The organism is Micromonospora sp. URMC 106, from assembly GCF_051386395.1.
Lineage (GTDB): Bacteria > Actinomycetota > Actinomycetes > Mycobacteriales > Micromonosporaceae > Micromonospora.
This window is the reverse complement of the sequence record NZ_JBPQTP010000003.1, coordinates 139,987-154,948: the sequence shown is the minus strand read 5'-3', so window position 1 is coordinate 154,948 and position 14,962 is coordinate 139,987. Positions and strand designations below refer to the sequence as shown.

Sequence of the window (14,962 nt, the reverse complement as noted above, 5' to 3'; positions counted from 1 at the left end):
GACGTGGACGTGGTGGAGGCGCACGGCACGGGTACCACGCTGGGCGACCCGATCGAGGCGCAGGCGCTCCTGGCCACCTACGGGCAGGACCGGGACGAGCCCCTGCTGCTCGGTTCGGTGAAGTCGAACATCGGGCACACCCAGGCCGCCGCCGGTGTCGCGGGTGTGATCAAGATGGTGCTGGCGATGCGGGAGGGCGTGGTCCCGGCGACGCTGCACGTGGACGAGCCGTCGCCGCACATCGACTGGTCGGCCGGCGCGGTGGAGTTGGCGACGGAGTCCCGGCCGTGGCCGGCGGTGGACCGTCCCCGCCGGGCGGCGGTGTCGTCGTTCGGCATCTCCGGCACGAACGCGCACGTCATCATCGAACTGCCCGAGGACGCGCCCGCCGAGCACGCGGAGCCCGCCGCCGATGACGGCGCGGACCCGGGCCCGGGGCTCGTCGCCTCGGACGTCGTCGTGTGGCCGCTGTCGGCGCGGTCGAACGCCGCCCTCGCCGGTCAGGCGGCACGGCTGGCCCGCCACGTCCGCCAGCACGGGGATCTGGACCCGGCCGCCGTGGCCTGGTCCCTGACCACCACCCGGTCGACGTTCGACCAGCGGGCCGCCGTGGTCGGTGCCGGTGTCGCCGAGCTGCTGGCCGCCCTGGACGCCCTGGCCGCCGGCGCGCCGGCGGGCAACGTGGTCACGGGCACCGCGTCCGGTCATGGTGCGGGTCCGGTGTTCGTGTTTCCGGGTCAGGGTGCGCAGTCGGCGCGGATGGCGGCTGGTCTGGTGGGTCGTGCGCCGGTGTTCGACGCGCGGTTGGCGGAGTGTCAGCGTGCTCTCGCCCCGTATCTGGACGTGGATCTGGTGTCGGTGTTGACGGGTGAGGACGAGTCGTGGTTGGAGCGGGTGGAGGTCGTGCAGCCGGTGCTGTGGGCCGTCGGTGTCGCTCTCGCCGCGCTCTGGCAGCACGCCGGCGTCATCCCGGCGGCGGTGGTCGGTCATTCGCAGGGTGAGATCGGCGCGGCCTGTGTGGCGGGGATCCTCAGCCTGGAGGATGCGGCGAGGGCGGTGGCGTTGCGGTCGCGGGCGCTGACGGTGCTGCGGGGGACCGGGACGATGGCGTCGGTGGACCTGTCCGCCGAGGCGGTCACCGCTCGTCTCGCGGGCTTCCCCGGCGTCGGGGTCGCGGCGGTCAACGGTCCGTCGACCGTGGTGGTGTCGGGTCCGCCGCAGCCGGTCGCGGACCTGGTGGAGGCGTGTCAGGCCGAGGGCATCAGGGCGCGGTTGATTCCGGTGGACTACGCGTCGCACTCGCCGGCGGTGCAGGACGTCGCCGAACAACTGCGCGCCGATCTGGCCGACATCGTCCCCCAGCCCGGTCATACCCGCCTCGTGTCGACGCTGACGGGGGACTGGGTCGATCCCGCAAGCATGACGGCGGACTACTGGTACGACAACCTGCGGCAGACGGTGCGGTTCGACGCCGCGGTGCGGGTGGCGGTCGCCGCCGGGCACAGCGTGTTCGTGGAGATCTCCCCGCATCCGGTGTTGACGATGCCGGTCACCGCGATCCTCGACGACACCGGTGCTACCGGGCACACCCTGGGCAGCCTGCGCCGCGGTGACGACGACCCGACGCGCCTGCTGACCAACCTGGCCACCGCCCACGCGATCGGCCTGCCCGTCGACCTGACGAAGGTCCTCGCCGAGACCGACACCGTCGACCTGCCCACGTACGCCTTCGACCGGGACCGGTTCTGGCCGACCGCGACGACCGGGCAGGGCGGCACCGACGAGGCCCCGAGCGGCGTCGACTCCGCGTTCTGGGCGGCCGTCGAGCGGGAGGACCTGGCCGCGCTCGCGGAACTCACCGCGCAGAGCGCCACGGAATCCCTGGAGCGGCTGGGCGCGGCCCTGCCCGTGCTCGCCTCCTGGCGGCGGCAGCAGCGGGAACGGTCCACCCTGGACGACTGGCGGTACCGCAGCGTCTGGCAGCCGTACACCGGAACGCCGGTCAGCTTCCTCCCCGGCGCCTGGTGGGTCGTCGCCGACGAGCGGCACCCGGAGGAGGGCGAGGCCGCCGTCGCCGAACTGGGCCGTCGGGGCGCCGACGCCCGACTGGTGCTGCTGCCGGAGATCGTGACCGACCGGGCCGCCCTCGCCGCGCACCTGGCCAGCGCGACCCGGACCGCCGACGGCGGACCGGCCCCGGTCGACGGGGTGCTGTCGCTGCTCGCCCTCGCCGACGGCGCGGTCGACGACACCCAGCCGGTGCCGCCGTTCCTCGCCCGGTCGCTGGCGCTGATCCAGGCCCTCGGCGACCTCGACGTGGCCGCGCCGCTGTGGTGCGTCACGCGGGGTGCCGCCGGCACCACCCGGGGCGGAACCCCCGGTCGCCCGGAGCAGTCGCTGCTCTGGGGCCTCGGCCGGGTCGTGGCCCTGGAACACCCGCAGCGGTGGGGCGGCCTGGTCGACGTCCCGGCCACCCTGGACGACCACGGCTGGGACCTGCTCTGCGCCGCGCTCGCCGGCCTCGACGGCGAGGACCAGATCGCGGTCGACGGCGCGACCATCCTGGTGCGCCGGCTCGTGCGGGCGCCCGGCGGCGCGGCCGTCACCGACGAGGCGGGCTACCCGGGCACCACGCTGGTCACCGGCGGCACCGGCGCGCTCGGCGCGGAGGTGGCCCGCTGGCTGGCCGCCCGCGGCGCCGAGCACCTGCTGCTGGTGAGCCGCCGGGGCGCGGACGCCCCGGGCGCCACCGCACTGGTCCGCGAGCTGACCGACGCCGGCGCCCGGGTGACCGTCGCCGCCTGCGACGTGGCCGACCGGGCGGCGCTGGCCAAGCTGCTCGACGAGGTACCCGCCGACGCGCCGCTGGCCAGCGTGGTGCACGCGGCCGGTGTGCTGGACGACGGGGTGCTCGACGGGCTCACCGCCGAGCGGCTCGCCACCGTCCTGCGGCCCAAGGTGCTCGGCGCGCTGCACCTGCACGAACTGACCGTCGGCCGGGAGCTGCGCGCGTTCGTGCTGTTCTCCGCGATGGCCGGCCAGCTCGGCGCCGCCGGCCAGGGCAGCTACGCCGCCGCCAACGCCTACCTCGACGCCCTCGCCGAGCAGCGGCACCGGCAGGGCCTGCCGGCCACCTCCGTCGCCTGGGGCCCCTGGGCGGCCGGCGGGATGGCCGCCGCCGACCAGGCGGTCGAGGAGCGCCGCCGGCGTACGGGCGTGGCCCGCCTCGACACCGAGCCCGCCCTCACCGCGCTCGCGCGGTGCGTCGCGGGCGGCGAGCCGGCGACGCTGGTGGCCGCCATCGACTGGGCCCGGTACGTCCCCGGGTTCGTCGCCGTGCGGCCCAGCCCGCTCATCGCGGGCGTGGCCGAGGCGCGGCGTGCCGCCGCCGAGCGGGCCGAGGACGCCGGCGTGTCCGCGGAGTCCCTGGCCGCCCTGCTCGCCGGGCAGACCGACGCCGAACGGCGCAAGACCCTGCTTGAGCTGGTACGCGGCCAGGCCGCCGCGGTGCTCGGGCACGCCGCGATGGACGCCGTCGAGCCGGACCGGGCGTTCCGGGAACTCGGCTTCGACTCGCTGACCGCCGTCGAGCTGCGCAACCGGCTCACCGCGGCGACCGGCGTCCGGCTGCCCGCCACGGTGGTCTTCGACTACCCGACGGCCGCCGGGCTGGCCGAGTACGTGCGGGCAGCGATCGTCGACGGCGGGGTGGTCGGGGTCGCCCCGGTCTTCGGCGAACTGGACAGGTTGGAAGCGGCGCTCTCCGGCTCGGCGCCGGACCGCAGCGCCCGGATTCGGATCACCGAGCGGCTGCGGGCGCTGCTGGCCTCCCTCAACGAGGCCGACGCGCCGGCGGACGGCGACACCGTCGCCGAGAAGCTCCAGGACGCGACGCCGGATGAGGTCTTCGACTTCATCGACCGCGAGCTGGGGATGTCCTGACGTGATCGCTGCTGCGTCGACGGGTCAACACAAGGAGTGCGCGGTCCATGGCTGACGAGGCGAAGCTTCTCGACTACCTCAAGCGGGTCACCGCTGACCTGCACCAGGTGCGGCAGCGCCTGCGCGAGGTGGAGGCCGGTGAACAGGAACCGGTCGCCATCGTCTCCATGAGCTGCCGGTTCCCCGGCGGGGTGCGGTCGCCGGAGGACCTGTGGGAGGTGGTCGCGTCCGGCCGGGACGTGGTCACCGACTTCCCCGAGGACCGGGGTTGGGACCTCGGGTCGCTCTACGACAGCGACCCGGAGCAGGCCGGCACGTCGTACACGCGGCAGGGTGGCTTCGTCCACGACCTGGCCGACTTCGACCCGGGCTTCTTCGCGATCTCCCCGCGCGAGGCGCTGGCGATGGACCCGCAGCAGCGCTGGCTGCTGGAGACCTCGTGGGAGGCCCTCGAACGGGCCGGCATCGACCCGCACTCGCTGCGCGGCAGCCGCACCGGCGTCTTCGCCGGCAGCACCGGGCAGGACTACGGCACCGTGCTGATGGGCGCCGCGCAGGGCCTGGAAGGGCACCTGATGACCGGCAACGCCGGCAGCGTCGTCTCCGGCCGGATCGCCTACACCTTCGGCCTGGAGGGGCCGGCGGTCACCATCGACACCGCCTGCTCGTCCTCCCTCGTCGCCCTGCACCTCGCCGGGCAGGCGCTGCGGCAGCGCGAGTGCACCCTGGCCATCGTCGCCGGGGTCACCGCCATGTGCACCCCGGCCGCCTTCGTCGAGTTCTCCCGGCAGCGCGGCCTCGCCGCCGACGGCCGGTGCAAAGCGTTCGCCGCCGCCGCCGACGGCACCGGCTGGTCCGAGGGCGTCGGCGTGCTGCTGCTGGAGCGGCTGTCGGACGCGCAGCGCAACGGCCACCCGATCCTCGCCGTGGTGCGGGGCAGCGCCGTCAACCAGGACGGCGCGTCCAACGGCCTGAGCGCTCCGAACGGGCCCTCGCAGCAGCGGGTGATCCAGCAGGCCCTGGCCAACGCCGGTCTCGCCGCCGGCGGCGTGGACGTGGTGGAGGCGCACGGCACCGGCACCCGGCTCGGCGACCCGATCGAGGCGCAGGCGCTGCTCGCCACGTACGGGCAGGACCGGGGCGACGCCGCGCCGCTGCTGCTCGGCTCCGTCAAGTCGAACATCGGGCACGCCCAGGCCGCCGCCGGTGTGGCCGGCGTGATCAAGATGGTCATGGCGATGCGGCACGGCGTCGTGCCGCCGACCCTGCACGTGGACGAGCCGACCCCGGAGGTCGACTGGTCGGCCGGCGCCGTCTCGCTGGTGACCGAGGCGACGCCGTGGCCGGCGGTGGACCGGCCCCGCCGCTCGGCCGTCTCCTCGTTCGGGGTGTCCGGCACGAACGCGCACACGATCCTGGAGCAGGCCCCGGCGCCCCAACCCACGCCGACCGACGCCGCGCCGGTCGTCCAGCGGCCGGTCGTGCCGGTGCTGGTGTCCGCCCGTGACGCCGCCGGCCTCGCCGGGCAGGCGGAGCGCTGGGCCGCCCGGCTGGCCGCCGACGAGACCCTGCGACCGCTGGACGTGGCCTTCTCGTCGGTCACCTCCCGGTCCACCCTCGACCACCGCGCCGTGGTGCCCGCCACCGACCGCGACGACCTGCTCGCCGGGCTCCGGGCGCTGGCGTCCGGCGTGCCGGCGGGCGGTGTGGTCGTGGGCCAGGCGGGTGGCCGGGGTTCGCTGGCGTTGCTGTTCTCGGGTCAGGGGGCGCAGCGCGCGGGCATGGGTCGGGAGTTGTCGGCCGAGTTCCCGGTGTTCGCGGCCGCGCTGGGCGAGGTGTGTGGGCAGCTCGATCCGTTGTTGCCGTGTCCGTTGCGGGAGGTGCTGTTCGCTGCCGAGGGTTCGGCCGAGGCGGGTCTGCTGGATCAGACGGTGTTCACGCAGGCGGGGTTGTTCGCGGTCGAGGTGGCGCTGTTCCGCCTGGTCGAGTCGTTCGGGGTCGTGCCGGACTTCGTGGGCGGCCACTCGATCGGTGAGATCGCGGCCGCGCACGTGGCCGGGGTGCTGTCCCTGGGCGACGCGTGCGCGTTGGTGGCGGCGCGGGGTCGGTTGATGCAGGCGCTGCCCGAGGGTGGCGGGATGTTGGCCGTGGCGGCGGACGAGGTCGCGGTGGTCGAGTCGATCGCCGGGCTGGGCGACCGGGTGGGGATCGCGGCGGTGAATGGGCCGACGTCGGTCGTGGTGTCCGGGGCCGTCGATGCCCTCGACGAGGTGGAGCGGACGTGGCGGGAGCGGGGTGCGCGGACTCGTCGGCTGGCGGTGAGTCACGCGTTTCACAGTCCGTTGATGGAGCCGATGCTGGCGGAGTTCCGGGCGGTCCTGGGTGGGCTGGCGTTCGCGGCGCCGGTGCTGCCGTTGGTGTCGAATGTGACCGGTGCGCTCGCCGACGCCGAGGAGATTCGCAGCCCGGAGTACTGGGTGCGGCACGTCCGCGAGGCGGTGCGTTACGCCGACGGGGTCGCCGCCCTGCGTGCCGCTGGGGTGGATACGTTCCTGGAGGTCGGCCCGCAGAGCGTGTTGACCGCGATGGCGGCGGACATCCTGCCCGACGACGACGCCGTGTTGGCCGTCGCCGTCCAGCGGCGCGACCGGCCCGAGGCGCATGCGCTGCTGCACGCCCTGGCCGAGTTGCACGTGCATGGCGTGCCGGTGACCTGGCGGGAGTGGTTCGCCGAGACCGGCGCGCGGCGGGTCGACCTGCCCACGTACGCCTTCCAGCACCAGCGCTACTGGCCCGAGGCGGGGGCGGGATGGACCGGAGACGTCACCGCGGTCGGTTTGCGGCCCGCGCGGCATCCCCTGCTCGGCGCCGCCGTTGGGGTCGCGCACGCCGAGGGCTTCCTGTTCACCGGGCGGCTGGCCCGGCGCACCCACCCGTGGATCTCCGACCACGTCGTCTTCGACACCGTGCTGCTGCCCGGCACGGGCTTCGTCGAACTCGCCCTCCAAGCCGGCGCGCACGTCGGCGCGGACCACGTCCGCGAACTCACCCTGGAGTCGCCGCTGATCCTGCCCGAGACCGGCGGCGTGGACATCCAGCTCTGGATCGGCCCGGCCGACGAGACCGGCTGCCGCTCCGTGTCCCTGCACTCCGCGCCGGACGGCGACCCGGCCGACGGCGCCGGGGAGCGGGCCTGGACCCGCAACGCCAGCGGTGTGCTGGCCGGCGGCCCCGCCGGACCGGGTGGGCCCTCGGGCTGGTCCGACCTGACCGCCTGGCCGCCGCCGGGAGCGACCGAGGTCGCCACCGACGACCTGTACCTGAACCTCGCCGCCCAGGGCTACGACTACGGTCCGTCCTTCATCGCGCTGCGCTCCGCCTGGCGGCGCGGCGACGACCTCTTCGCCGAGCTGGCATTGCCGGAGGCCCCCGCCGCCGAGGCCGACGGGTACGGACTGCACCCGGCGCTGCTCGACGCGGCGCTGCACACCCTCGGGCTGACCACGCCCGCCGCCGCGCCGGCCGGGGCCGGCATTCCGCCCGGATACGGCCGGCTGCCGTTCTCCTGGAACGACGTCGCCCTGCACGCCGCCGGGGCGGCGGCGGCCCGGGTGCGGGTCTCGCACACCGGGGCCGACAGCATCTCGCTGCTGCTCGCCGACGTCACCGGCGCGCCGATCATCTCCGTCGGCTCCCTCGTCCTGCGGCCGGTCTCCGCCGACCAGCTCCGCACCGCCGGAGGTGGCGGGACGGAGTCGCTGTTCCGGGTCGAGTGGGCCCCGCTCGCCCCGGCCGCCGGCCCGTCGACCGGCGACTGGGCGGTGGTCGGCGACGCGCCGGCCCTCACCGAGGCCGTCGCGGCCACCGGGACGGCCGTGTCGGCGTACCGCGACCTGACCGCCCTGGCCACGGCGATGGACGACGGGACGGACGCGCCCGGCGTGCTGGTCGTGCCCTTCCTCGACCCGCCCGCGTCGGCCGACGTGCCGCGCGTCGTCGCCGAGGTGACCCACCGGGCGCTCGCCGTGCTCCAGCAGTTCCTGGCCGACGACCGGTACGCGGCCTCCCGGCTGGTCGTGCTGACCCGGGGCGCGGTCGCCACCGACCGGGACGTCGACCTGACCGACCTGGCCGGCGCGGCGGTGATCGGCCTGCTCCGCTCCGCCCAGTCGGAGAACCCCGACCGGTTCCTGCTGGTCGACGTCGACGACGTGGCCGGCTCCGCCGCCGCGCTCGTCCCGGCCGTCGCCACCGACGAGCCGCAGGTGGTGATCCGCTCCGGCGTCGCCGCCGGTGCCCGCCTCACCCGCGTCCCGGCCGTGGCCGAACCGCCGGCCGCCCCGTTCGACGGGGAGGGGACCGTCCTGATCACCGGCGCCACCGGCACCCTCGGCCAGCTGATGAGCCGGCACCTGGTGACCGCGTACGGCGTCCGGCACCTCATCCTGACCAGCCGGCGCGGCCGGGCGGCCGAGGGCGTCGACGAGCTCTGCGCGGAGCTGGCGGCGCTCGGCGCGACCGTCACCGTCGCCGCCTGCGACGTGGCCGACCGGACCGCCGTGGCGGAACTGCTGGCGGGCATCCCGGCGGAGCACCCGCTCACCGCCGTCATCCACGCCGCCGGCGTCCGCGACGACGGCGTGATCTCCTCCCTCACCCCGGAGCGGATGGACGGCGTGCTGCGGCCCAAGGTCGACGCCGCCTGGAACCTGCACGAGCTGACCGCCGACCTCGACCTGAAGGCGTTCGTCTCGTACTCCTCGCTCGCCGCCACCGCCGGCGGACCGGGCCAGGGCAACTACGCCGCCGCCAACGCGTTCCTCGACGGGCTGGCCCAGCACCGCAAGGCACGCGGGCTCGCCGCGCTCACCCTGGCCTGGGGCCTCTGGGCCGACCGCAGCGGCATGACCACCGAGCTGGACGACGTCCACCTCAACCGGATCTCCCGCTCCGGCGTCGCCGCCATGGAGGCCGAGGAGGGGCTCGCCCTCTTCGACGCGGCCTGCCGCACCACCGACGCCGCACTCGTCCCGGCCCGCCTCGACCTTGCCGCGATGAAGGCGCAGTTCGCCGGCGGCAGCATCCCGCCGCTGTACCGGGCGCTGATCCGCACGCCCGCCCGAGCCGCCGCAGCGGCCACCACCGGCGCGTCCCTGGTGCAGCAGCTCGCCGCGCTCGGCGACACCGACCGGGCCGCCGCGCTGGTCGAGATCGTCCGGGGGCAGGCCGCCGCCGTGCTCGGCTACCCCGACCCGGCGGCCATCGAGCCGCGCCGGGCGTTCAGCGAGTTCGGCTTCGACTCGCTCACCGCCGTCGAGATGCGCAACCGGCTCAACAACGCCTTCGGGATGCGGCTGCCGGCCACCCTCGTCTTCGACTACCCGACCCCGCACGACCTGGCCGCCTTCCTGGGTACGGAGATCGCCGGCACCCCGGTCCCCGTGCGGCCCACGACCGCCACCGTGGCGGTCGGCGACGACGAGCCCCTCGCCATCATCGGCATGGCCTGCCGGCTGCCCGGCGGCGTGTGGTCCCCCGACGACCTGTGGCGGCTCGTGGCCGACGGCGTCGACGCGATCACCGGCCTGCCCACCGACCGGGGCTGGGACCTCGACGCCCTCTACAGCCCGGACCCCGACGCCAGCGGCACCTTCTACACCCGGGGCGGCGGCTTCCTCGACGGCGTCGACCGGTTCGACCCCGGCTTCTTCGGCATCTCGCCCCGCGAGGCCCTGGCCATGGACCCGCAGCAGCGGCTACTGCTGGAGACCACCTGGGAGTCGTTCGAGTCCGCCGGCATCGACCCGACCGCCGTGCGGGGAAGCAGCACCGGCGTCTTCGTCGGCACCAGCGGCCAGGACTACGGCTCGCTGCTCGCATACTCGCCGGAGGCCGCCGAGGGTTACCTGCTGACCGGGATGACCAGCAGCGTCATCTCGGGCCGGGTCGCGTACACGTTCGGGCTGGAGGGGCCGGCGGTGTCGCTGGACACGGCCTGCTCGTCGTCCCTCGTCGCGCTGCACTGGGCCGGCCAGGCGCTGCGGCGCGGCGAGTGCGACATGGCCCTCGCCGGCGGCGTCATGGTGATGGCCACCCCGACCGCGTTCGTCGAGTTCTCCCGCCAGCGCGGCCTCGCCGCCGACGGCCGCTGCAAGTCCTTCGCCGCCTCGGCGGACGGCACCGGCTGGTCCGAGGGCGTCGGCATGCTGCTCGTGCAGCGGCTCTCCGACGCCCGCCGGCAGGGCCGCACGGTCTACGCCGTGGTACGCGGCTCGGCGATCAACCAGGACGGCGCGTCGAACGGGTTGACGGCGCCGAACGGTCCGTCGCAGCAGCGGGTGATCCGGCAGGCGCTGGCCTCGGCGCGGCTGTCCACGGCCGACGTGGACGTGGTGGAGGCGCACGGCACCGGCACGACGCTCGGCGACCCGATCGAGGCGCAGGCGCTGCTCGCCACGTACGGGCGGGACCGGCCGGCCGACCGGCCGCTGCTGCTCGGCTCGATCAAGTCGAACATCGGGCACGCGCAGGCCGCCGCCGGTGTCGCCGGTGTGATCAAGATGGTGCAGGCGATCCGGCACGGGGTGGTGCCGGCGACGCTGCACGTCGACGAGCCGTCCCCGCACATCGACTGGACGTCCGGCGCCGTGGAACTGGCGACCGAGTCCCGGCCGTGGCCGGCGGTGGACCGTCCCCGCCGGGCGGCGGTGTCGTCGTTCGGCATCTCCGGCACGAACGCGCACGTGATCATCGAGCAGGCCGACGAGCCGGTCGAGGCCCCCGCCGCAACCGGCCCGGGCCTGGTGGCCTCGGATGTCGTGGTCTGGCCGGTGTCGGCGCGGTCGAAGGCGGCCCTCGCCGGTCAGGCCGCCCGGCTGGCCGAGTACGTGCGCGGGCACGACGGTCTCGACCCGGCAGCGGTCGGCTGGTCCCTCGCCACGACCCGGTCGACGTTCGACCAGCGGGCCGCTGTGGTCGGCTCCGGCGTGGACGACCTGCTGGCCGGCCTGGACGCCCTGGCCGCCGGCCAGCCGGCCGGGAACCTCGTGACCGGCGCCGTCGCCACCGGCCCTGGTCCGGTGTTCGTGTTTCCGGGCCAGGGTGCGCAGTCGGCGCGGATGGCGGCTGGTCTGGTGGGTCGTGCGCCGGTGTTCGACGCGCGGTTGGCGGAGTGTCAGCGTGCTCTCGCCCCGTATCTGGACGTGGATCTGGTGTCGGTGTTGACGGGTGAGGACGAGTCGTGGTTGGAGCGGGTGGAGGTCGTGCAGCCGGTGCTGTGGGCCGTCGGTGTCGCTCTTGCCGCGCTCTGGCAGCACGCCGGCGTCATCCCGGCGGCGGTGGTCGGTCATTCGCAGGGTGAGATCGGCGCGGCCTGTGTGGCGGGGATCCTCAGCCTGGAGGATGCGGCGAGGGCGGTGGCGTTGCGGTCGCGGGCGCTGACGGTGCTGCGGGGGACGGGGACGATGGCGTCGGTGGACCTGTCCGCCGAGGCGGTCACCGCTCGTCTCGCGGGCTTCCCCGGCGTCGGGGTCGCGGCGGTCAACGGTCCGTCGACCGTGGTGGTGTCGGGTCCGCCGCAGCCGGTCGCGGACCTGGTGGAGGCGTGTCAGGCCGAGGGCATCAGGGCGCGGTTGATTCCGGTGGACTACGCGTCGCACTCGCCGGCGGTGCAGGAGGTCGCCGAACAACTGCGCGCCGATCTGGCCGACATCGTCCCCCAGCCCGGTCATACCCGCCTCGTGTCGACGCTGACGGGGGACTGGGTGGACCCGGCGTCGATGACGGCGGACTACTGGTACGACAACCTGCGGCAGACGGTGCGGTTCGACGCCGCGGTGCGGGTGGCGGTCGCCGCCGGGCACAGCGTGTTCGTGGAGATCTCCCCGCATCCGGTGTTGACGATGCCGGTCACCGCGATCCTCGACGACACCGGTGCTACCGGGCACACCCTGGGCAGCCTGCGCCGCGGTGACGACGACCCGACGCGCCTGCTGACCAACCTGGCCACCGCCCACGCGATCGGCCTGCCTGTCGACCTGACGAAGGTCCTCGCCGGAACCGACACCGTCCCGCTGCCCACCTACGCCTTCGAGCACCAGCGGTACTGGGTGGAACCCCCGGTCCACCGGGCCCAGGACGTCAGCTCCGCCGGCCTCCAGGACGCCGGGCACCCGCTGCTCAGCGCCACGCTGACCTTCCCCGACAGCGAGCGGATGGTCTTCACCGGGCGGCTGTCGGTGCGTACCCACCCGTGGCTCGGCGAGCACCGGGTGATGGACAACATCCTGCTGCCCGGCACCGCCTTCGTGGAGCTGGCCACGTACGCCGGCGAGCAGGCGGGCTGCCCGACGGTCGAGGAGTTGACCCTGCTCGCCCCGCTCGTCCTGCCCGAGATGGGCGCGCTCCAGGTGCAGCTGATGGTCGGCGACCGGGACGACGACGGGCGGCGCACCGTCCAGCTCTACTCGCGGCCCTACCGGGACGGCTCCGACGAGATCCTCGCCGACGTGGCCTGGACCTGCCACGCCACCGGCCTGCTCGCCCCGCGGCCGGCCGAGGGCGCCGCGCCCGCCTTCGACCTCGGGGTGTGGCCGCCGCCCGGCGCGACCCGCGTCGAGTCCGACGACTTCTACTCCGGCATCGAGGCGACCGTCTTCGGGTACGGCCCGGCGTTCCGCGGCCTGCGCGCCGCGTGGACCCGCGACGACGAGGTCTTCGCCGAGGTCGAGTTGCCCGCTGACCACCACGCCGAGGCCGGCCGCTTCGGCGTGCACCCGGCGCTGCTGGACGGCGCGTTGCAGGCGATGTCGATCGGCGGCTTCCTCGGCCGGATGGGCGACGGCGCCGACGCCACCGTGCCCCGCCTTCCGTTCGCCTGGACCGGGGTCTCCCTGCTCGCCGCCGGGGCCACCGCCCTGCGCGTGCGCGCCGCCGCGGCCGGTGACGTCGGCGTCTCCTTCCAGGTGGCCGACGCCACCGGCGCCCCGGTGCTGCACGTCGACTCGCTGATCATGCGTCGGGTCACCGGCGACTCGCTCGGCGCGGCCCGCTCCGGCCGGCACGAGTCGCTGTTCCAGGTGGACTGGCCGGCGCTGCCGGTGCCCACCGGCCCGGTGCCGGCGGCCACCCGCTGGGTGGTGCTCGGCGGCGACGATCTGGCCCTCGCCGCCGCCTGCGAGGCGGCCGGCGCACGGGTGCGCACCGACGTCGACCTCGACTCGCTGGGCGACCTGCTGGCCGGCGGCGAGCCGGCCCCCGAGGCGGTGATCGTCCCGGTCGGCGGCGTCGGCGACCCGACGGACCCGGCGCTGGCCGGGCAGGCGCGGGCCACCACGCACCGTACCCTCGCCGCGTTGCGGACCTGGCTCGCCGACGACCGGTTCGCCGAGTCCCGGCTGGTGCTGGTGACCCGGGACGCCGTCGCGGCGGGGGAGCAGCCGGTGGTCAACCTGCGCCAGGCCCCGGTCTGGGGCCTGCTGCGCACCGCGCAGCTCGAACACCCGGGCCGGTGCCAGTTGGTCGACCTCGACGACGCCGCCGACAGCGCCGCCGTGCTGGCCGCCGCGATCGCCTCCGGCGAACCGCAGCTCGCCGTGCGGGCGGGGCAGGTCCGCACGCCACGGCTCGGGCGGGTCCCGGCCGGGGTGGACCTGCTGCCCGGCGGGATCGACCCGGACGGCACCGTGCTGATCACCGGCGGGACCGGAGTGCTGGGCCGCATCCTGGCCCGCCACCTCGCGACCACCCACGGCGTACGGCACCTGCTGCTGGCCGGGCGGCGCGGCGCGGCGGCCGACGGGATCGGCGACCTGGTCACCGAACTCGCCGGCGCCGGTACGGAGGTGACCGTCGCGACCTGCGACGCCGCCGACCCCGACGCACTGTCGGCGCTGCTGGCCGGGGTGCCCGCCGAGCACCCGCTCACCGCCGTGGTGCACGCCGCCGGCGTCCTCGACGACGGCGTGCTGGAGTCGATGACCCCCGAGCGGGTGGACGCGGTCGCCGTGCCGAAGATCGACGCGGCGTGGCACCTGCACCGCCTCACCGCCGACGCGAACCTCGCGGCCTTCGTGCTCTTCTCCTCGGCGGCGGCGACGCTGGGCAGCGCCGGCCAGTCCAACTACGCGGCGGCGAACGCCTTCCTCGACGCCCTCGCCGCGCACCGGCGGGCCCGCGGACTCGCCGGCGTCTCCCTCGCCTGGGGCCTGTGGGAGCAGGCCAGCGGCATGACCGGCCACCTCGACGACGCGGACGTGCGGCGGATGGCCGAGCAGGGCGCGGCGGGCCTGGCCACCGAACAGGCGCTGGACCTGTTCGACGCTTCCTGGCGGCTCGACGCGGCGGCGGTCGTGCCGATGCGGCTGGACGTCGGGACGCTGCGGACGCAGGCCGAGTCCGGCACCCTCGCGCCGATGCTCCGGGCGCTGGTCCGGGCGCCGATGCGACGCTCCGTCGACGCGGCCGGCACCCGTTCCGGCGGGGTGCAGCTCGGCCAGCGCCTCGCCGGGCTGGCCGGGCCGGAGCGGCAGAAGGTGGTGCTGGACGTGGTCCGGGCGAACATCGCCGCCGTCCTCGGCCACGCCGGCGCCGACGCCGTCGACCCGAACCGGCTCTTCACCGACCTGGGCTTCGACTCGCTCACCGCCGTCGACCTGCGCAACCGGCTGAACGCCCTCTCCGGGCTCCGGCTGCCGGCGACGCTGGTCTTCGACTACCCGACGCCGACCGCGCTCGCCGAGAAGCTGACCGGCGAGATCGCCGCCGACGAGGCGCCCTCCGCCCAACCCATCTTCCAGGGCATCGACACCGTGGAGAGCCTGCTCAACACCATCCCGCTCGACCCGGCGGCCCGGGCCCGGTTCACCGCCCGGATGCAGGACCTGCTCGCCAAGGCGTCCGACCTGGCGGCCGCGCCCGCCGCCGAGTCGGACCGGCCCGATCTCGACTCGGCCAGCGATGACGAGATCTTCGACTTCATCAGCAAAGAGTTTGGAATCTCCTGAGATGACCGACTTCCGAA

The 14,962-nt window shown here is 75.4% G+C and carries 2 protein-coding genes; both read left to right on the top strand.

Features of this window, described 5'->3' with window-relative positions; genetic code table 11:
- Positions 1-3,942: SDR family NAD(P)-dependent oxidoreductase (locus tag ACSNOB_RS01930; RefSeq protein ID WP_436684807.1), on the top strand; the 3,942-nt coding region annotated here is incomplete at its 5' end.
- 11 nt (positions 3,943-3,953) lie between these two features.
- On the top strand, positions 3,954-14,945 hold the full coding sequence (locus ACSNOB_RS01925) for an SDR family NAD(P)-dependent oxidoreductase (RefSeq protein WP_436684812.1): 10,992 nt from the start codon (positions 3,954-3,956) through the stop codon (positions 14,943-14,945).
- The last annotated feature ends 17 nt before the right edge of the window (positions 14,946-14,962 follow it).